This is a genomic window from Anaerobacillus sp. MEB173, from assembly GCF_052119505.1.
In the GTDB taxonomy this organism is placed as follows: domain Bacteria; phylum Bacillota; class Bacilli; order Bacillales; family JBJMAU01; genus JBJMAU01.
The window spans coordinates 288,328-307,432 of record NZ_JBJMAU010000004.1 but is presented as its reverse complement, the minus strand read 5'-3'; the positions used below and the strand labels follow the sequence as shown (position 1 = coordinate 307,432).

Annotated in this window: 20 protein-coding genes and 1 pseudogene; 16 read left to right on the top strand and 5 right to left on the bottom strand. The window is 36.6% G+C overall.

Annotation, left to right across the window (positions count from 1 at the left end; genetic code table 11):
- Positions 1 to 3 precede the first annotated feature (3 nt).
- The 12 genes and pseudogenes from ACJ2A9_RS11430 (at position 4) to ACJ2A9_RS11375 (ending at position 11,312) form a co-directional block, all read left to right on the top strand.
- Positions 4 to 1,179, top strand: coding sequence for a CaiB/BaiF CoA transferase family protein (locus ACJ2A9_RS11430; RefSeq protein ID WP_441421777.1), 1,176 nt, complete (start codon positions 4 to 6; stop codon positions 1,177 to 1,179).
- Between the two features lie 24 nt (positions 1,180 to 1,203).
- Positions 1,204 to 2,370, top strand: coding sequence for an acyl-CoA dehydrogenase family protein (locus ACJ2A9_RS11425; protein ID WP_441421776.1), 1,167 nt, complete (start codon positions 1,204 to 1,206; stop codon positions 2,368 to 2,370).
- A 50-nt stretch (positions 2,371 to 2,420) separates the two neighbouring features.
- On the top strand, positions 2,421 to 3,299 hold the full coding sequence (locus tag ACJ2A9_RS11420) for an HpcH/HpaI aldolase/citrate lyase family protein (protein WP_441421775.1): 879 nt from the start codon (positions 2,421 to 2,423) through the stop codon (positions 3,297 to 3,299).
- Between the two features lie 33 nt (positions 3,300 to 3,332).
- Positions 3,333 to 3,803: a MaoC family dehydratase gene (locus tag ACJ2A9_RS11415; protein WP_441421774.1), complete on the top strand. Its 471-nt coding sequence runs from the start codon at positions 3,333 to 3,335 to the stop codon at positions 3,801 to 3,803.
- Positions 3,804 to 3,836: 33 nt separating this feature from the next.
- Positions 3,837 to 5,786 carry an AMP-binding protein gene (locus tag ACJ2A9_RS11410; RefSeq protein ID WP_441421773.1) on the top strand — a complete coding sequence of 650 codons (1,950 nt, stop codon included), beginning with the start codon at positions 3,837 to 3,839 and terminating at the stop codon, positions 5,784 to 5,786.
- A gap of 22 nt (positions 5,787 to 5,808) precedes the next feature.
- Positions 5,809 to 6,423, top strand: coding sequence for a TetR/AcrR family transcriptional regulator (locus tag ACJ2A9_RS11405; RefSeq protein ID WP_441421772.1), 615 nt, complete (start codon positions 5,809 to 5,811; stop codon positions 6,421 to 6,423).
- 67 nt (positions 6,424 to 6,490) lie between these two features.
- A complete protein-coding gene (locus ACJ2A9_RS11400) occupies positions 6,491 to 7,669 on the top strand; it encodes a thiolase family protein (RefSeq protein ID WP_441421771.1) in 1,179 nt (392 codons plus the stop codon).
- Positions 7,670 to 7,722: 53 nt separating this feature from the next.
- Positions 7,723 to 8,493, top strand: a complete 771-nt coding sequence (locus ACJ2A9_RS11395; protein WP_441421770.1) for an electron transfer flavoprotein subunit beta/FixA family protein — start codon at positions 7,723 to 7,725, stop codon at positions 8,491 to 8,493.
- Positions 8,494 to 8,508: 15 nt separating this feature from the next.
- Positions 8,509 to 9,486: an electron transfer flavoprotein subunit alpha/FixB family protein gene (locus tag ACJ2A9_RS11390; RefSeq protein WP_441421769.1), complete on the top strand. Its 978-nt coding sequence runs from the start codon at positions 8,509 to 8,511 to the stop codon at positions 9,484 to 9,486.
- Positions 9,487 to 9,754: 268 nt separating this feature from the next.
- A pseudogene (locus tag ACJ2A9_RS11385) lies at positions 9,755 to 10,519 on the top strand (MBL fold metallo-hydrolase); the annotation flags it as partial.
- Positions 10,520 to 10,580: 61 nt separating this feature from the next.
- The gene (locus ACJ2A9_RS11380; protein WP_441421768.1) at positions 10,581 to 10,982 is read left to right on the top strand and encodes an acyl-CoA thioesterase; all 402 of its coding nucleotides are present in this window, start codon (positions 10,581 to 10,583) and stop codon (positions 10,980 to 10,982) included.
- Between the two features lie 42 nt (positions 10,983 to 11,024).
- The gene (locus ACJ2A9_RS11375; RefSeq protein ID WP_441421767.1) at positions 11,025 to 11,312 is read left to right on the top strand and encodes a Dabb family protein; all 288 of its coding nucleotides are present in this window, start codon (positions 11,025 to 11,027) and stop codon (positions 11,310 to 11,312) included.
- 275 nt (positions 11,313 to 11,587) lie between these two features.
- Here the strand turns inward: ACJ2A9_RS11375 and ACJ2A9_RS11370 are convergent, their stop codons facing one another.
- The gene (locus ACJ2A9_RS11370; RefSeq protein WP_441421766.1) at positions 11,588 to 11,725 is read right to left on the bottom strand and encodes a hypothetical protein; all 138 of its coding nucleotides are present in this window, start codon (positions 11,723 to 11,725) and stop codon (positions 11,588 to 11,590) included.
- A 114-nt stretch (positions 11,726 to 11,839) separates the two neighbouring features.
- Positions 11,840 to 12,649: a stalk domain-containing protein gene (locus ACJ2A9_RS11365; protein WP_441421765.1), complete on the bottom strand. Its 810-nt coding sequence runs from the start codon at positions 12,647 to 12,649 to the stop codon at positions 11,840 to 11,842.
- Between the two features lie 249 nt (positions 12,650 to 12,898).
- Between ACJ2A9_RS11365 and ACJ2A9_RS11360 the strand changes: the two genes are divergently transcribed.
- The 4 genes from ACJ2A9_RS11360 (at position 12,899) to ACJ2A9_RS11345 (ending at position 16,810) form a co-directional block, all read left to right on the top strand.
- The gene (locus ACJ2A9_RS11360; RefSeq protein WP_441421764.1) at positions 12,899 to 14,008 is read left to right on the top strand and encodes a GerAB/ArcD/ProY family transporter; all 1,110 of its coding nucleotides are present in this window, start codon (positions 12,899 to 12,901) and stop codon (positions 14,006 to 14,008) included.
- A gap of 161 nt (positions 14,009 to 14,169) precedes the next feature.
- Positions 14,170 to 14,643 (top strand): nucleoside deaminase, encoded by a 474-nt coding sequence (locus ACJ2A9_RS11355; RefSeq protein WP_441421763.1) that lies wholly within the window; start codon positions 14,170 to 14,172, stop codon positions 14,641 to 14,643.
- 62 nt (positions 14,644 to 14,705) lie between these two features.
- Complete coding sequence (gene ade, locus ACJ2A9_RS11350; RefSeq protein WP_441421762.1) at positions 14,706 to 16,436, top strand: adenine deaminase; 1,731 nt, start codon at positions 14,706 to 14,708, stop codon at positions 16,434 to 16,436.
- Positions 16,437 to 16,525: 89 nt separating this feature from the next.
- Entirely contained in the window at positions 16,526 to 16,810 is a 285-nt protein-coding gene (locus ACJ2A9_RS11345) for a hypothetical protein (protein ID WP_441421761.1), read from the top strand.
- Between the two features lie 53 nt (positions 16,811 to 16,863).
- On the opposite strand, the gene ACJ2A9_RS11340 is transcribed toward ACJ2A9_RS11345, so the two are convergent.
- The 3 genes from ACJ2A9_RS11340 to ACJ2A9_RS11330 form a co-directional block, all read right to left on the bottom strand.
- Positions 16,864 to 17,124, bottom strand: a complete 261-nt coding sequence (locus tag ACJ2A9_RS11340; protein ID WP_441421760.1) for a DUF2621 family protein — start codon at positions 17,122 to 17,124, stop codon at positions 16,864 to 16,866.
- Positions 17,125 to 17,240: 116 nt separating this feature from the next.
- Entirely contained in the window at positions 17,241 to 18,410 is a 1,170-nt protein-coding gene (locus ACJ2A9_RS11335; RefSeq protein WP_441421759.1) for a toxic anion resistance protein, read from the bottom strand.
- A 4-nt stretch (positions 18,411 to 18,414) separates the two neighbouring features.
- On the bottom strand, positions 18,415 to 19,059 hold the full coding sequence (locus ACJ2A9_RS11330; RefSeq protein WP_441421758.1) for a 5-bromo-4-chloroindolyl phosphate hydrolysis family protein: 645 nt from the start codon (positions 19,057 to 19,059) through the stop codon (positions 18,415 to 18,417).
- Positions 19,060 to 19,105: the final 46 nt, after the last annotated feature.

Genomic DNA, 19,105 nt, shown 5'->3' with positions numbered 1-19,105 from the left:
GTTATGTTTAATAACATTACCGTACTAGATTTCACAAGAGTATTTTCAGGACCCTTTTGTACACAAATGTTGGCAGAACTTGGAGCTGATGTAATAAAAGTCGAGGAACCTACAAGAGGTGATGAAACGAGAGGCTGGTATCCTGTTGAGAAAGGATGGAGTGGTTATTTTATGGCCTTAAATCGGAGTAAAAAATCACTCACACTGAATTTAAAGGATGAAAAAGCCAAAGAGATTATAAAAGAAATTGTCAAAACGTGTGATGTTGTCGTTGAAAATTTTGCTCCAGGCGTTGCCGAAAGACTAGGAATCTCTTATGAAGATTTAAAGAAAATTAAGCCAGACATTATCTATCTTAGCTTATCTGCTTATGGTCAGAATGGTCCAAATCGAAAAGTTAAAGGCTATGACCCTATCATTCAAGCTGATGCTGGTGTAATGAGCCTAACGGGGGAACGAGGAGGGGAACCAGTAAAAACAATGTTCCCGATCGCAGATATTTCCTCAAGTCTTTATGGAGCTTTTGCAGTAGCTTCAGCCTTATACAAACGGGCAATGACACAAGAAGGAGAGTACATTGATATCGCCTTATACGATTCAGTTGTATCTTTAATGGGAATTTTGGCGGCAATTCCTTTTTTCAAAAATGAAGTTCCGGAACGGTTAGGCTCAGAACATCCACACCGAGTTCCAAGTCGGAACTATCAAACGAGTGATGGCACTTATATCCATGTGATATGTAACGAAAGTCAATGGCTAATTTTATGTGAGGTACTACAACTAGATGAAAAATATAAACGAGAGCCTTATACCATTGATTTAGGTAGACTTGAACGGCGTGAAGAAATTGACAAACTTGTTCAAGATGCTCTATTAACAAAGCCGGGAAGTGAATGGATGGACATCTTACAAGAAGCTGGTGTTCCGTGTGCATTAGTAAATAGTCTTGACCAAGTGTTAAAAAGTGAGCAAACCAAGTCGCGAGAACTGCTTATTAACTGGGCACAAGACAATTTGGGGGAGGCGGTAGGGTTAAACTTCCCATATAAGTTTGCAAATGCAAAATCAAAAGTGACAAGGCCTGTTCCCAAGCTAGGAGAACATACGGAAGACATACTTGAACAATTTGGATATACATCAATGCAGATTAATGAACTGAAAAAAAATGGAACCATTTAACTTTATTAATAGGGGGAATTAATAATGAATTTTGAACTAACACAAGAACAAGAAATGTTAAGAAAAGTAACGCGTGATATTTGTAAATCATTTGATGATGAGTATTGGAGACATATCGAAAAAGAACATGTATTTCCGACTGAATTTTGGAATGCATGTGCTGAGGCTGGTTTAATCGGTGTCTTAATTTCCGAAGAATATGGTGGTGCGGGACTTAACATTACAGACGCTGTTCTTATTTTAATGGAAATTGCAAAATCGGCAGCTGGTATGGATGGAGCTTCAACAATCCACTTATCAATGTTTGGGGCAAATCCGTTATTTTATCACGGGAACGAAGCACAACTTAAAAAGTATTTGCCGGATGTAGCAAGTGGAAAACTTCACGTTTGTTTCGGTGTAACAGAACCTAATGCAGGAACTGATACATCAAGGATTACTACTTTTGCTAAGAAACAAGGCAATAAATACATTATTAATGGACATAAAGTTTTTATTACGAAAGCACAGCATTCAGATCGTATGTTACTTCTTGCACGGACAACACCGTATGATGAGGTTACGAAAAAAACAGACGGAATGTCGCTGTTCTTTGCCCCAGTCGATCGGTCAGCGATAACGATAAAAGAAATTGAAAAAATGGGCCGTAATGGTATTGATACGAATGAACTGTTTATTGAAGATTTAGAAGTTGATGAGTTTGATTTGATTGGTGAAGAAGGCAAGGGGTTTTATTACCTTTTAGATGGTCTAAACCCAGAAAGAATGCTTATTGCGGCTGAAGCAGTTGGGATGGGCTACGGGGCAATTGAACGAGCATGTCAATATGCTAATGAACGAGTCGTTTTTGGCCGACCAATTGGTAAAAACCAAGGTGTGCAATTTCCATTAGCGGATGCTTATTCTCATTTGAAAGCAGCTGAGGCACTGATTTACCAGGCTTGCTGGTTATATGAAAATGGAAAACCGTGCGGTGCAGAAGCGAATATGGCAAAGTTACGTGGGTCAGAAGCAGGCTTTAATGCAGTTGATGCTGCTTTCCAAGTATTTGGTGGCTACGGTTATGCAAAAGAATATAATATTGAACGTATTTTCCGAATGGCTAGACTACCAAGGCTTGCCCCAATTACAAATGAATTAGTAAAAAGTTTTGTTGCAGAGAAAGTATTAGGGCTTCCTAGGTCTTATTAATTCAGAATTTTAATTATTTTCGTAATAATGAATAATTTAGGGGGAGAATCATGAAGCCGTTTCGTTCGATGTTGTTTATTCCTGGAAGTAAACCAAAGTGGTTTGAAAAGATAACTACTTTTGGTACTGACACAGTTATTTTAGATTTAGAAGATAGTGTACCGGTAAATTTAAAAGCTGAGGCTAGAAATAATGTGAAAAACGCAATCTCAAGTCTAAAAGACCAAAACCAAAGAGTATACGTACGAGTAAATAGAGGGCCTTATGGTTTTGATATTGATGACTTAGAGGCTGTAATCATGCCGGAACTAGAAGGGATTGTTTTACCGAAAATTGATGGTCCTGAAGATGTCGACACAATAACTAGTCTTGTTTCAGAAATTGAATATAAGAAAAAGATGGACATCGGCTTAACAAAGTTTGTAGCGACGTTAGAAACTGCACGCTCTATATATATGGCTTATGAGATCGCAATTAAAGAACGAGTCATTAGCTTAGCTGGAGTTAGTCCGAAAAGTGGAGATGTCGCACGCTCTGTTGGGTATCAATGGACACCTGAAGGTTTAGAGAGAATTTTCATACGATCACAAGTCGTATTGGCTGCACGTGCAGCCAATGTAATTCCAATCGGTGGCCTATGGCAGGATGTACATGATTTAACCGGATTAAGAGAAGCGGCTAGTTTTAATCGGCAATTAGGGTTTGCAGGAGAAATGATTGTACATCCTTCAAATGTTTCCGTTATTAATGAAGTGTACTCTCCTTCTACAGAAGAAATTGATTATTACAAAAGAATGATCGAAGTGTTTGAAACAGCGTTACAAGAAGGAAAAGGAGCTGTTTTGTTTGAGGGCGAGCATATTGACTATGCCCATGTAAATACGGCCAAACAAATGATTAAATTTGCAGAGAACTTTAAAGTTAACTAAGTAAAATCATGTAAATAACAAGGAGTGATCTAGATGAGCAAAGGAAAATATTTCGATGAATTACACGTTGGGGAAGTTTATGAACATGCAGTAACAAGAACAGTAACAGAAACAGATAATCTATTATTTACGACGTTAACACACAATACCCAACCCCTCCATTTAGATGCAGAGTTTGGGAAAGCATCTATACATGGAAGCATTGTTATTAACAGTATGTTCACGATGGCATTTGCTGTTGGGATATCAGTTTCTGAATTAACTTTAGGTACAACGCTAGGAAACTTAGGTTATGAAGAAGTCAAATTCCCAGCACCTGTTCGAATAGGAGATACATTAAGAGGTGAAACCGAAATTATTAATAAAAGAGAATCTAAATCTAATCCTGATCGCGGAATTGTCTGGTTTGAGCATAGAGGTTATAACCAAAAAGATGAATTAGTCGTAGCGGCTAAGCGTGTAGCTTTAATGATGAAATCTCCAGCTAATATTATTCAAAAATAGGCAAAGTTTATAATAAAAGTAGGAGGGGTTGACATGAGTAGTAGAGCTGTATGGTCACCTACAAAAGAACTAATAGAATCTTCGAGACTTTTTAACTTGATGAAAAAGTTAAATATAACCAATTATGATGATTTCTATAAACGTTCGATCCAAGATATTGCTTGGTTTTGGGGCGAAGTCGAAAAGGACCTAGGTATTAGTTGGTTTAAGCCTTATGACAAGGTGTTGGATCTTTCTAAAGGGATGAAGTGGCCCCGGTGGTATGTTGGTGGTGAACTGAATGTTACCCATAATGCATTAGATAAATGGGTAGCTGACCCTGATGTTAAAGACCGAACAGCGATCATTTGGGAAGGTGAAGATGGAGAAACGCGTAAGTATAGCTATGAAGAATTGGCTGAACAGGTGAATCGGTTCGCCAATGGTCTAATCAAACAAGGTATTCAGAAGGGTGATCGGATTGCGATCTATATGCCGATGATTGCTGAGGCGGCAGTTTCAATGTTGGCGATTAGTAAAATTGGGGCGGTATATATGCCGGTCTTTTCTGGATATGCTGCTGATGCAGTTGCCAAACGGTTAAATGATGCCGAAGCAAAAATGCTAATTACAGCTGATGGATGTTATCGTCGTGGAAAAGAAATAAATATGAAACAAGAAGCAGATAAAGCGGTAAGTAATAGTACTGTAAAAAAGGTTGTCGTCGTTAGCCGTTTAAAAAAGGAAGTGGCTTGGAACAAAGACATAGATATAACTTGGGAAGAAATGATTACGGATAATAAGCCTGTAGCAACAGAGTCGATGAAAAGTAACGACCCATTTCTATTAATCTATACGTCAGGAACAACTGGTAAGCCGAAAGGAATTGTTCATACTCATGCTGGGTTCCCGATCAAAGCGGCATCAGATGCAGCATATGGTTTTGAGTTACATCCTTGCGAAGTACTGTTCTGGTATTCAGATATGGGTTGGACAATGGGACCAATTTTGGTGCTATCTGCATTGCTTAATGCAAGCACAATGGTTCTTTATGAAGGCTCACCCGATTATCCAAGTCCAGGACGACTGTGGCAATTAGTTGAAGACCATAGAATTACTCACTTTGGAATTTCACCAACTTTAATTCGCTCCTTAATGCAATATGAGGACAAGTGGTATAGTGACTGCGATCTTAGTAGTTTACGCGTTTTTGGTTCCACAGGAGAATCATGGAACTCTGAACCATGGAATTGGTTATTCAAAAAAATCGGCAAAGAACGTGTCCCGATCTTTAATTATTCAGGGGGAACAGAGGTTTCGGGGGGGATTCTTGCAAATACATTGCTAAAGCCAATCGCACCTGTTGGATTTAATTCTAGAATGCTAGGGATGGATGCAGAAATTTATGATGCAAATGGAAAATTTGTACAAGGTGAAGTAGGCGAGCTTGTCATTAAGCAGCCATGGGTTGGTATGACTAATGGATTTTGGAGAGATTCTGCTAGGTACGAAAAGGCGTATTGGAATAATGATTGGCCAGATACGTGGATCCATGGTGACTGGGTAGAAGTGGATAACGAGGGATTCTTGTACGTAACTGGACGTTCTGATGATACTCTCAATGTTGCTGGAAAGCGAATGGGACCGACTGAAATGGAATCAGTACTAGTAGAACACTCTTGTGTTGCTGAGGCTGCAACAATAGGTGTTCCTGATCCGTTAAAAGGTGTAGCAGCTGTTTGTTTCGTTGTTTTAAATCCTAATGAAGAAGCAAAACAAGAGTTAGAGAAGCAATTACACAATTTAATTAGGGAACGATTAGGTAAAGCATTACAGCCTAAGGTCATTCATTTTGTGGAGAAATTACCTAAAACAAAAAATGCAAAGGTTATGCGTAGAGTGATTCGGTCAGCTTATCTTAACCTCGATATGGGAGATCTTTCATCATTAGAAAACCCAGAAGCTGTGGAAGAAATATTACAATGTAGGAAACAAAAGATTTGATAAAGCTGAGGTGATCTACATTATGTCACTTTTAATCTTAGAAAAAAACGATTTTGCAAATGAAAAAAGAGAGATTATTATTCAAGCTACAATCGGATTAATTATCGAAAAGGGTTATGAGAGAACGACAACAAGGGAAATTGCTAGTGAAGCCAGTATGAGCTTTGGGAGTGTTTTTAAATACTTTGGCTGTAAAGAAAATATTCTTATTTCTGTAATAGAAAGTATCTATGCAGATTTATTATGTAAGATACAAGAATTTGAGAGTATTGAAGTAGAAGGGTATATACGACTGAATGAAATAATTGAATTTTTAGTTCGTATTTATGATGAAATGAAGGACGAAATATTAATTATATTACAAGAGTTTAAATCGATTCCTAAAGAGAGTCAAAACCTTCTGCTGAAAAATGAGGATCTTCTTAATAAAGCTGTAGAAGATCTAATTCGACCCTGTCTTGAGGTTGAGGAAAGTTCACGTTCTAAAAAAAATACTTATTTATTGTCCCAAAATATTCGAATGATCGCACAATTATGGACGCTTCAATATAGGTCACTTAAAAGAGAAGTTACAATGGAAGAATATATTACTAGTCAGGCTAGTTTAATTGCAAATAGTCTGATGAAGGGGCAGTAACAAATCCCCTCTGACTTTCTCGTCATAACAGAAATAGTAAAAGAACATTTTTAAAAGGGAGGTACTTATGCGTGAAGTTGTAATTGTAAGTGGAAAAAGAACACCAATTGGTGATTACTTTGGGGCATTAAGTGATGTTTCAGCTGTTGATTTAGGTGTTGTTGCACTGAAGGCTGCGATTAAGGGTGCGGGTATAGATGCTGGTCAAGTTGAAGAAGTAGTTGGAGGACATATCTATCAATCTGGCTGTAAAGGGAATACAGCTAGACAAGTAACGTTAGGTGCGGGATGTAGCGTCGAAACGGTGTCTTCAACAATCAATCAGCAATGTCCGTCTTCGTTACGGGCAACAGAAATATTAGCACAAAACATTATGTTAGGCAAGATCGATATTGGTGCAGCAGTTGGCTATGAAAGTATGACAAACGTACCATACTTGTTACCACGAGCTAGAAAAGGATACAGGATGGGAAATAGTGAAGTTGTCGACGCTCTCCTTCATGATGCTTTAGTCGACGCGTTTAATAATTATCATATGGGTGTAACAGCTGAAAACTTAGTAGAAATGTATGAAATTTCTCGAGGCGAACAAGATGAGCTGGCACTACTTAGCCATAAACGAGCAAGTCAAGCTATAAAGGAAGAAAGGTTTAACGAACAAATTGCTCCAGTTGAACTAAGTACAAGAAAAGGTACAGTCGTTTTTGATAAAGATGAACATCCAAATTCAAACCTAACAATAGAATCACTATCAAAGCTGAAACCAGTTTTTAAAAAGGATGGGACTGTTACTGCCGGTAATGCTTCTAGTCTTAGTGATGGTGCTGCAGCATTAATCCTTATGTCTAGAGACAAAGCAAATGAACTAGGCTTAAAACCGATGGCTAGAATCATATCGTCTGCTTCTGCAGCAGTAGATCCGAAAGTGATGGGAATTGGAGTAGTTCCAGCAGTCGAAAAGGCGTTACAATTCGCTAAGTTAACGAAGGATCAAATCGATTATTGGGAAATAAACGAAGCATTTGCAGCTCAATTTTTAGCAGTAAATCGTGAACTAAAGCTAGATATGGATAAAGTAAATGCCAATGGATCGGGGATTTCACTAGGTCATCCAGTTGGTTGTACTGGAGCACGTATGGTTGTTTCATTACTTAGTGAGATAAAACGAAGAGGGGCACGTTATGGCTGTGCTTCATTGTGCGCAGGTGGCGGTCCTGCTGCCGCTATGATTGTTGAGGTATTGTAATGAAATTAATATAGGTAGTTTACAAGATAGATTAAACTGAATGGAGGAATACAATGAATATTTTTGTAGTTTTGAAGCGAACCTTTGATACAGAAGAAAAGATTACAATTAATAATGGCACAGTAGTTGAGGAGGGTGCAGAATTTATTATAAATCCATATGATGAATATGCTGTTGAGGAAGCTATTAACCTACGTGATGAGCATGGTGGTGAAGTAACTGTTGTTACTGTAGGTGATGAAGACGGTGAGAAAGAGCTTCGCACCGCCTTAGCGATGGGTGCAGATAAAGCGGTTTTAATTGACAGTGAAGATGTTGAAGCTGGAGATCAATTCACTACAGCAATGATCTTAGCAGCATACTTGAAAGATAAACAAGCTGACATTGTGTTTGCAGGGAATGTTGCTGTTGATAATGGTTCAGGGCAAGTAGGACCACGCTTAGCCGTAGAACTAGGTATGTCAGCTGTTACTACAATAACGAAGCTAGACGTTGAAGGAGATAAGGCAATCATTGAGCGTGATGTTGAAGGGGATCATGAAGTAGTTGAGGTTTCACTGCCAGTACTTGTAACATGCCAGCAAGGATTGAATGAACCACGTTATCCGTCATTACCAGGAATTATGAAGGCGAAGAAAAAGCCGCTTGAGATATTAGAGTTAGATGATTTAGATTTAGATGAAGATGATGTAGAAGCAAAAACAAAGGTCGTTGAACGCTTTTTACCACCAACGAAAGAAGCAGGAAAAGTTTTAGAAGGTGAAATCGATGAGCAAGTAAGAGAATTAGTTTCATTATTAAAATCTGAAGCGAAAGTTATCTAAGTAGGAGGAGTTTATGTGGCTAAAAAAGTAGTAGTTTTAGGTGAAATTCGTAATGGAGAATTACGTGCTGTTTCGTATGAAGCAATTGCTGCAGCAAAGGAAGTCGCTAACGGTGGAGAGGTTGTTGGATTACTTCTAGGAGAAAATGTTAATATATTAGCAAATGAAATCATTCACTATGGTGCAGATCGAGTTATTACAGTTGAACATCCCGATTTGAGAGCTTATACACCTGATGCGTTTTTACAAGCAATTTTACAAGTGTTGGATGCTGAAAAACCAGAAGGATTGATTTTAGGACATACAGCTATTGGTAAGGATATTTCACCAAGAATTGCTGCTAAATTAAAATCAGGATTAATTTCTGATGCCGTAAGTGTTGAAGTTGCTGGCGAAGAAGTACTCTTTACTCGTCCAATTTATTCAGGTAAGGCTTTTGAAAAGAAAGTGATTCAAGATGGGATTGTATTTGCAACGATCCGTCCAAACAACATTGCACCATTGGAGAAAGACGAGTCCCGTTCTGGTGAAGTCCGTGAGGTTAATGTTGATATTAAAGATTTACGAACAGTGATAAAAGATATTGTTCGTAAAACGACTGGCGGTATTGACCTTTCTGAAGCAAAAGTGATCGTTTCAGGAGGCCGTGGTGTAAAAAGTGCTGATGGCTTTAAGCCAATTCAAGAGCTTGCTGATGTATTAGGAGGTGCTGTTGGTGCATCACGTGGAGCATGTGATGCAGATTACTGCGACTACTCCTTACAAATTGGTCAGACAGGTAAAGTTGTAACACCAGACCTTTACATTGCTTGCGGGATTTCTGGAGCAATTCAGCATGTAGCTGGAATGAGTAATGCAAAAGTGATAGTAGCAATTAACAAAGATCCAGAGGCACCAATCTTTAATATTGCTGATTATGGCATTGTTGGTGATTTATTTGAAGTCTTGCCGCTTATAACAGAAGAATTTAAAAAAGTTGCAGTTAATAGTTAACTAATTTGCACAATCTCTGAGGCTGGCATTCTTTAAAAGCGAGCCTCTTTTATTTTTATGGAGAACGATTTTGTTATAGCAAGGATGTGATAAGATGTATACTGTAAAAAATTCTCTTAAAATCTTTCCGATCATAGTCCCATTATCAACAGGTCTTAAAACAACAAATTTTTATTTAGTAAAAAATAATGACTCTCTATGTTTGATCGATGCTTGATGGAATACGGAAGATTGTTGGAATAAACTACAAGAAACATTAAGTGACAACGGCTATTCTATGCAAGATATAACAGAGATTTTATTAACTCATCACCATATCGACCATATAGGGTTAGTAAATAGGATTCTATCTGTTAATAAAGAGATTAAAGTCTATGCTCACAATAATGGAATCCCTAATTTAATCAGAGATAAAGATTTTCTGAAAATGAAAATTGCATTTTTTGAAAGGCTATATCAAGAAATGAATTGTAACATAAAGGGTGGTCAGATTTTAGAACGGTTGCACCAATCACTAAACAGCGATCATCTGAAACTCCATGCAAATATTATCCCCCTAAAAGAAAATGAAACGATTGTAGGGTTTAAGGTAGTATCATTACCAGGGCATTCTGCAGATCAAATAGGATTTTATCATGAAAAAGAAAAGTTTCTTTTTAGTGGGGATCTAGTGATGGAGCACATCTCAACGAACCCACTTGTTGGTCCAGATCTATCTGGTAAGAGGTTACACTCATTAAGCCAACATATTCAATCACTTACTAAATGTTTAAAAATGAATATTAAAGTTATTTTTCCAGGGCATGGAGAGGTGATTAGAAATTCAAAAAACATTATTTCAGAAAAACTCACCGAAATAGAAGGAAAGTCTGGTCAAGTCTTTGATTTAATAAAAAGTGGTGTTTCTACAGGTAGTGAATTAGCACAAGAGATCGACGAAAAAAAGTATGTAAAAAAGTTCCGATTTGTTATGTCAGAAATTGTTGGTCATTTAGAATATTTGGAAGAAAAAGGTAAGATAAAAAAGAGTTAAATGATGGAGTTGTGTATTATTCATAAATCTATTGATTTTCTGGAAAGAAGAGGTGTTCATTTTGGATGTTGTATTAAAGATAAAAACGAAAGATGAAGATATGGATGAAGTTGGGCACGTTAACAATATTAAATATGTTTCATACTTAGAACAGGCCCGTAAAAAATGGTACGAATATGCTGGAATTCCATTCGATGAAATGCAAAAAAGGAATATTGGCACAGTCATATTAAAGCTAGACATTATGTTCTTAAAAGAAGCTAGACTTGGGGATACGTTAGAAGTAATAACTAAACCAATAAAGATAGGGAATAAGAGCTTTGTATTAAAACAAGATATTTATAACCAAAGGAATGAGCTTTTGACAGAAGCAACGGTGACCTCAGTTATGTTTGATACCGCTGCAAGGGAAAGTATTAAAGTATTAGATGAGATAGCTTGCCAGTTTGAATCAAAAGAATAGACGATAACATCTACAAGAAGATAAAAGAAAGGGTAGGGAAATATGATTCAACATATTGTTTTGTTTAAATTTAAACCTAGTACAACAAAAGAGGAAAAAGACAATTTAATTGTTCAGTTAAAGAAACTAAAAAATGAAATTGCTGGAATTATCGATTTGCAAGCTGGGTTAAATTTTTCAGAGAAGAGTCAAGGATATGATTTTGGACTTTCGGTTCGCTTTGAAAGTAGGAAACATTTTGAGGAATATGGACCTCATCCAAAACACCAAGAAATCGTTCAATACTTAGAAAAAATTGGACTTGCAGAAATGATAATAGTAGATTTTTAAATTTTACATTGTTATTTTAGGGTTTTGTGTACTATCCACTTGTTCGGTCAACTAATGAGCGGTCCTCAACTGATTGCTCATTTATCACAAATGAATACGTGGTTGGAAGATTATAAGATTGAGATAAAGGGGTAACAAATTGAAACAGCTAGGGAGTTAAAACCTTCTTGGTTGTGTAATTTGTGCAAAAAAAGAAAGGCTGGTAACTAAAAAAAGGTGAAAACTGTTTTTAGTTTAGAAAATAGAGAGTGCTATATGCACTCTCAAATAGAATTTTATGATCCATTTTTTAGATTCTTTAAAACCGTAGGCATTTTCTTTTTAGCTTCTTTTCCTTTTTGTTCACGATTGTTACTTGAAGGCTTTCCCGCTTTAAATCTTGCTTCATCCATTCCATCTATAATGTTCGTCAATATGATTCCCTCCTTTTCACCTTTAGTATCACCTACATTTCTTAAAATAAAAAAATAAAACGAAAGACACTTGGGAACGAACCTTTCCCAAGTGTCTCTTTATCTGAAAGAGTTTTATTTCGTTTCAATGGTTTTTAACATTGCCCAAAAACTAGGACCAATGCCTTCCGCGGCTTCTTTTGCAGGAATATGGATGGTGAACTTCAGTTTTTTTGTTCCATAGTCTCTTACCAGATGAGTAATCGAAACATTCACGTTGCCATTTTTCGCTTCTTGTAATAAATAAAAGTCAGCGTTATGGAAAAAGCTATCGAAAATTTGATTAGGATTAAGATCATGTACTTTTCCGTCCAAACTATTTTTTAGATCGTTTTTATAGTTTGTCATATTCACTTTTTGATCCAAGACTTCGATTCGAACAAAGAAACTGCTGTCAAAATTGGAGAGCAGCACATCCCGGAAAGGTTCTTCGGCTTCCAATGAGAAATTGTTTAATACATACATATCGTAGTTTAAGTTACCATTTTTTAATTTTGCCTCCCGCATATCAGTCATCCCTTCAACAAAAACAGGAATTTTCTTTGTTGTTGGACGAGGAACTGTGTGAGCATCATTAAATGAAATACTTCTAGTTTTGCTTTCCCACACAACATCTTTCCCAAAGCTTTCTGCCACTACACGAATAGGGACATAGGTTGTTCCCTCGTAAATCATTGCAGATGGAACCCATGTTCTGCCGTTATAGTACATACTATTTTTCGGATTAATGCTATCGTGCTGAATTTCAACACCGTTTTCTTTTAATGTGATTGGCTTCGTATTAACCGTTATATTTTGAACAAAGTTTCCAGCAGTTGATAATGAGGCAAACCCTAATGAACCAATGACAAGACCAATGATAAAAGCTTTTTTGAACTTAAACACTTTAATCACCTCTGATTAGAATTTAACTACATCTATAAGACGTCATTTAGTGTAAAAAAGTTCCATTTAAATTTAGAAGGAGCTAAAAAATGTTATCCTAAACGTGATTACCTTTAAACTAGAAAAATAATGTGATTCATTTTGGAGAAAACTAAATATATCCATTTATGGCGATGAAAAAATAAGCTGCTGAAATTAGAATGCAGAATATAGGTTAAAAGTAGTTACCATAAAAAATGAGGGTTGCTAATGGTTATAAAAAATGAGTATCAAATAACACAAGCAGAAGCGGGAATTACTTTAGTTTCTACTATTTTTGGAGTGGCGGTCCTTAGGATCCCAAGTAGATTAGCAAATGAAGTCGGTACAGCAGACGGCTGGATTTCCGTCATTATTGCAGGATTAATTACTATGTTGCTCATTTATTTATATATTCGATTGCAACGGAATTTTCCTTACCAGTCGTACCTCCAATACATTGGAAGGGGAAAGGTTGGGAAGTGGGGAGCAAAAACGATTGCTCTTCTGTGGATTATTTGGTTTTTGATTGCACTGGGGACGATTTCAAGAATGTTAGCCATAACATTAGAAATGTATTTAATTAATCAAACCCCGTCTGAAGTTGTAGTTGGTGTTTTTTTGCTTGTTGTAGCATATGGCGTATCAAAAGGGTTGCAAGGAGTAATCCATATCCATTTGTTATTTACTCCAATTATTTTGCTAACCGTACTATTTGCAATTATTTTTAACGTGGGAAATACGGATTTTGAACAATTGCTGCCAATCATGAGTGAAGGGGTATTTCCTGTACTTTCTGGAGTCTTACCGGCAATGTTCCCATTTAGTGCTTTTTTAGTTTATTTTTTTATTATGAAACAGATGAGGATGGCAGATATCCGTGCATTACCGCAAACTATATTTATGGGTGCAGCGGTTTTTATTTTCGTGTTATTGACGGTAACAACATATGCAGTATTTGGTACCGAAATGACAAAGTTAATGGTTTTTCCTTCTGTTGAGCTAGCCAAGGAAATTGAAATTGCAGGAGGATTTATTGAACGCTTAGAATCACTTTTTCTAACGATTTACATTATGGCAATTTTTACTTCGATGTTAACGGTATTATACGTTGTTCATTACGTAATGAATGAGCAGTTTCTTTATAGAAAACCTAATCCATGGTGGTTACATCCAATTGTAGTATTTGTCATTTTCATTATTGCGTTTATTCCTGACTCGATAAGTGAAAGTGATTTCTTGAATCGAATGTTGACTATTTATATCATTATTTTAAATGTTGGGACAATTGGAATTGGTTATCTAACGGTTTGGATAAGGAATCGAAAGCAGTCTATGTAGATAAAACAGTTCATGGTTGAATGAACTGTTTTTTTTTACTAAGCCCTTTTCTTTTTATAAAACAAAAAAATTTTTTTGTCATAAACATTCTCACAATCTAACATGAGTATAAATGAATATACTATAGTTTTTGTGTAGTCACTTTACTGAAAGTGGTGAATATGTTGACTGATATAAAGTTTATGGAAAAGGCAATTCAAATTGCTTGTGAAAATGTTTCAAATAATCAAGGCGGTCCTTTTGGTGCGTTAGTGATCAAAGATGGAATTGTTATTGGTGTTGGAAAAAATGAAGTGACAGCAAAAAATGATCCCACTGCACATGCAGAGGTCCAGGCAATTCGGGCGGCTTGTGATTATTTACAGCATTTTCAGTTAACTGGCTGTGAAATTTATACAAGTTGTGAGCCTTGTCCTATGTGTATTGGAGCAATTTATTGGGCAAGACCAAAAGCAGTCTATTTTGCAAGTACAAAGGAAGAAGCTGCAAAAATCGGCTTTGATGATTATTTTATTTATGATGAAATTGCATTGCCAATCGAAAGTAGAAATATGAAAATGAAGCGATTAAAAATAAAAAATTATGCGTTACCATTTAAAATGTGGGAAAAGGCAAAGGATAAGAAGGAATATTAAGACAAGAGGTCTAATATGCTTGTAAGCGTCACTATAATGAAATGAACTGGTGGGGGAAAACAATGGACAAAAGAATATTAAAACGCAGAATCGACGTTGCTGCAGGAAGGGAGGAGGCAGATCTTGTCATAAAGAACGGTAAGATCATTGATGTGTTTAATGGCGAAGTGATCACAGGAGATATCGCCGTAGCGGATGGTTATTTTGTAGGAATTGGTAATTTTCATGGGAAGAAGACTGTTGATGCGGCTGGTTGCTATGTAAGTCCTGCATTTATTGATGGACATGTCCATATTGAATCTTCGATGATTTCACCTCGGGAATTTGCCAAGTTGGAACTGCCACATGGGGTTACGACAGTGATTGCTGATCCTCATGAAATTGCCAATGTTTCAGGTGTCAAAGGAATCCAGTATATGATTGATTCCTCAGAGGAGCTTCCTTTTGATGTTTACTTTATGCTTTCTTCGTGTGTTCCAGCTACAAATTTTGAGCTTTCAGGCGCAAAGTTAGAGATAGAAGAGCTTCTTCCTTTTTTCGATCATCCTAGAGTGTTAGGCTTGGCAGAAGTGATGGATTTTCCTGCGGTATTGAATGGTGAGGATAGAATGCTAGAAAAAATACTAGAAACAAAACGCAGAGGTGCCAAGATTGATGGACATGCTGCGGGGCTTCAAGCAAGTGACCTAAATGTTTATATGTCAGCAGGGATACGAACAGATCATGAATGCACAACAGCAAAAGAAGCAACAGAACGTCTGCAACGGGGAATGTACTTGATGATCCGTGAAGGAACAGTTGCAAAGAATTTAAAAGCTTTGATAAAAGTTGTGAACGACCGAAATGCAAGGCGTTGTTTATTTGTCACAGATGATAAACATTTAGATGATATTCTTTATGAGGGAACGATTGATCATAACATTCGTTTGGCTATAAATGAAGGAGTAGATCCAGTTACAGCAATTCAAATGGCATCAATCAATACAGCACAATGCTTTGGACTTGAGGAAAAAGGGGCGATTGCCCCAGGCTATCAGGCAGATTTTTTGTTGCTTGATGAAATGGACACTCTAAAGATTTCACATGTTTATAAGGGTGGCAAACTCATCGTTGAAGATGGAAAACTGATTGACTTCCCTGAGCAAGAACAAACCGTTAAAGTATCAGAATTAATAAACACAGTTCAGTTCAATCCTCTGAACGAAGCTGATTTTCAAATATCGATTAAGGAAAAAAGAGCAAATATTATTGAAATCATACCAAATAGTCTTATTACGAAACATCTTGTAGAAGAGGTGAAGGTAAATGAGCAAGGCTTGTTTCAAACGTCAATAAGAAAGGATCAATTAAAATTAGCCGTAATTGAACGGCATCACTTAACGGGGCATATCGGAGTTGGAATAGTAAAAGGTCTAGGTTTGCAATCAGGAGCTATTGCATCGACTGTTGCACATGATTCGCATAACTTAGTCATTGCAGGTGTTCATGATCTTGATATGAAGGTTGCTGCAATGAAAATCAAAGAAATGCAAGGTGGTTTAGTTGTTGTCAATGAAGGCAAGGTTATTGCAGCGCTGCCATTACAATTAGCCGGGCTTATGTCCACTTCTTCCTATCAGGAAGTGTTAACGAATCTAGAATTGCTCAATGTTGGGTTGAAAAAAGTAGGAGTAACCGAAGAATTTAATCCTTTCTTAACGTTGTCTTTTTTATCATTGCCAGTCATTCCAGATTTAAAATTAACTGCTCAAGGACTGTTTGATGTAAAGAATTTTAAACATATAACAGTATAAAAGGGTATTCAAAAAATCGCTTAGAAAATGATCTAAGTGTTTTTTTGTGTTATGCTACAATTAATTTTTAAAGAGTAGGAGAGAGTATTTTGATTGATTTAAACTTTGAGCGTTATTCAGAAACAAATCTTACAAATTTCAAACTTGTCCATAGTTATCAAGAACAGGAATGGACTCACTGTATTGTTACATTTTCAGCAGACAATATGCCGAGTGATATTGTTGATCCAGAGGCATTGGTTATTTTAAATAAGAATCAAGAAGTTTTACAAGTAGTTCTGTATGAAGAAGGCTGTGATTCGCCAAATTATCAATTTACAGAAAATGAGAAGCAGCAGATCATTAATTGGATCTATAGCCAGAAAATAAGTTGATTAACAATACGAAACAAGGGATGCCTCAAAAGACATCCCCTTGTAGTTTATTATTATTTTGTTTCTTCCAGTAGTGATTGGTATGGTGTTAAATCAACTTTTTTTGCTTGCAATAGCTTGACAGCACGGTCTTGCATTTTTCCTGGTGATGCAAGAATGTATCCTTTTACTACATCATCTTTTGTGATTGTAGAACCTTCTGCTACCTCAGCAATTTTCTTTTCAATTCCTTTACGAGCCATCGGGCGAACGAAGACAGGTATTGGACTTACTAGCTCATCAAGTAGTTCTTGCGCGTCTGTATTCCATTCCATTCAAAACAATCCTTTCACACGTATAATAAAAATAACAATTTTTATTATAGTATTACTAAAAGGAAATTACCACTATTTAGAGAGTGGTAATGTTTTTGGGTGTGGCGAACGATATGTTATCTCATCTCTAACAGCTTTTGTTTGATTTGCTCCTCCATTTTCAGGAGTTCTTGTTCAGCTTGCTGACGCTTAGTTCGTCCTTCTTGTTGAATGCGCATTGTTTCTTCTAATGTCGATATCAAGTTTTCTTGCGTTTTTTGGAGCGTTTCAATGTCGATTAGGCCGCGTTCGTTTTCTTCAGCTGTTTCAATACTATTTGTTTTAAGCATTTCGGCATTTTTTAATAGTAAATCATTTGTTGTTTGACTGACTTGTTTTTGAGCTTCAACTGCCTTTCTTTGCCGGAAAAGCGTTAGGGCAATTGCCACTTGATTTTTCCATAATGGTATCGAAGTCAGTATAGATGATTGAATCTTTTCGATTAATGCTTGATTTGTATTTTGAATGAGACGAATTTGCGGTGCGCTCTGAATTGTCATTTGTCTGCTTAGCTTTAAATCATGCAGTCTTTTTTCAAGACGATCAGAAAATTGAATCATATCGTTTAGCTCTTGGTAGACCATTTGATCATTTGAAAGTTCTGCTTTTTGCTTCAAGGCAGGAATGGCTTTAGTATGAAGCTCGTCCATCTTTAACTCTCCAGCTGCAATATAAATATTTAAGCCATCGAAGTACTCTTTATTTTTTTGAAACAATTCCTCAAGTAACTGATTATCACCAAATAAAACTTTCTTTTGATGATCTAGTTTCACACCAATTTTATCGATTTGAGCACCAATTTTTTGGTATTTAGAAAGAATCTCGTTTACTGATCCTGACACTTTCTTAAATATTCTAGTTAAAAAGTTTTTCTTTTCTGTTTGCAGCTCATCAGGATTAACTTGTTCAAGTCTTTTCATCAGCTCTTTCAACGTTTGTCCAATCGGCTCTGTATCTTGCTTTTGAACATGATCAAGCATCGAATGTGAGAAATCTGACAGCTTGGATTGGGGAATTGTCCCGAACTGTACGATCGCTTGTTGATCAGCTGGATTTATTTGTTTAGCGAGCTCGTATGCTTTTTGGCGATGAGCTGGTGACAATGAGTCAATGATCGTTTTCGGCTTTTCTTGTATTTCTTGCTTATTTTCAAATCCATCATTACTCTCTCCAAATGGATTTGCGAGTAAATCAGCTATTCCACTATCACTGTTACTGTTATGTTGATTTTTTTCTTCATGGTCCATATCGTTAGTCCCTTTCTTTCGGTAACATATTCTTCTCACGACGGAGAGTGTGTTTGGCAACATCGAGTTCAAAATTTAAGTGATCAATATCATTCGACAGTACGTTCAATAAGTCTTCTTCTAATGACTGGATTAAATGTTTGAGAGTGACTTCAGTTTCCGATAATGATCGGCGTACATCCTTATCTTTGACAGGTTGACGAGTTAAGAAAACATATCGTTCAGATAATTCAACTACAGAGTCTAAATGATAGAAGAAAAACTTTTCTGCCTGATAAAAGCGTTTTGGTTCGTTTTTTACAATTTGATAGATTCTGTTCACCATTTTTCTAAGCTTTCCTATTTGTCTCATGGCATAAATCGACCGGTTGCCGACGAATGCGTTATTCAGACGCTTAATTTTCTCTTTTGCTTCCTGTAAATTACTTTGAATGTATTTAAATTCTTTTCTCGTTAATTGATTTTGTGATAGCACTTTTTGCTTGCCGCGCCATTTTAAGATGGTATAGGAAGAGGCTCCGCCAATTAATCCGGCTAACACTGACATGCCAAAGGAGGCGTTTAATCCTAAAAAAGCAATGAAACCAGAGAGAGCGCCAACGTTTACAGATACAAATCCACGAAAAAGAAATGTGAAAACAGATTTCATATGATCGTCTCCTACTTTTTTATCTATTTCTCTTACCTCTATTATA

Bases quoted from the DNA above. Each gene is read 5' to 3' on its own strand.
- ACJ2A9_RS11335 (WP_441421759.1), bottom strand. From the start codon at position 18,410: ATGGACCATGAAGAAAAAAATCAACATAACAGTAACAGTGATAGTGGA.
- ACJ2A9_RS11425 (WP_441421776.1), top strand. From the start codon at position 1,204: ATGAATTTTGAACTAACACAAGAACAAGAAATGTTAAGAAAAGTAACG.
- ACJ2A9_RS11330 (WP_441421758.1), bottom strand. From the start codon at position 19,059: ATGAAATCTGTTTTCACATTTCTTTTTCGTGGATTTGTATCTGTAAAC.
- ACJ2A9_RS11340 (WP_441421760.1), bottom strand. From the start codon at position 17,124: ATGGAATGGAATACAGACGCGCAAGAACTACTTGATGAGCTAGTAAGT.
- ACJ2A9_RS11420 (WP_441421775.1), top strand. From the start codon at position 2,421: ATGAAGCCGTTTCGTTCGATGTTGTTTATTCCTGGAAGTAAACCAAAG.
- ACJ2A9_RS11360 (WP_441421764.1), top strand. From the start codon at position 12,899: ATGGTTATAAAAAATGAGTATCAAATAACACAAGCAGAAGCGGGAATT.
- ACJ2A9_RS11375 (WP_441421767.1), top strand. From the start codon at position 11,025: ATGATTCAACATATTGTTTTGTTTAAATTTAAACCTAGTACAACAAAA.
- ACJ2A9_RS11400 (WP_441421771.1), top strand. From the start codon at position 6,491: ATGCGTGAAGTTGTAATTGTAAGTGGAAAAAGAACACCAATTGGTGAT.
- ade (WP_441421762.1), top strand. From the start codon at position 14,706: ATGGACAAAAGAATATTAAAACGCAGAATCGACGTTGCTGCAGGAAGG.
- ACJ2A9_RS11405 (WP_441421772.1), top strand. From the start codon at position 5,809: ATGTCACTTTTAATCTTAGAAAAAAACGATTTTGCAAATGAAAAAAGA.
- ACJ2A9_RS11410 (WP_441421773.1), top strand. From the start codon at position 3,837: ATGAGTAGTAGAGCTGTATGGTCACCTACAAAAGAACTAATAGAATCT.
- ACJ2A9_RS11430 (WP_441421777.1), top strand. From the start codon at position 4: ATGTTTAATAACATTACCGTACTAGATTTCACAAGAGTATTTTCAGGA.
- ACJ2A9_RS11395 (WP_441421770.1), top strand. From the start codon at position 7,723: ATGAATATTTTTGTAGTTTTGAAGCGAACCTTTGATACAGAAGAAAAG.
- ACJ2A9_RS11355 (WP_441421763.1), top strand. From the start codon at position 14,170: ATGTTGACTGATATAAAGTTTATGGAAAAGGCAATTCAAATTGCTTGT.
- ACJ2A9_RS11415 (WP_441421774.1), top strand. From the start codon at position 3,333: ATGAGCAAAGGAAAATATTTCGATGAATTACACGTTGGGGAAGTTTAT.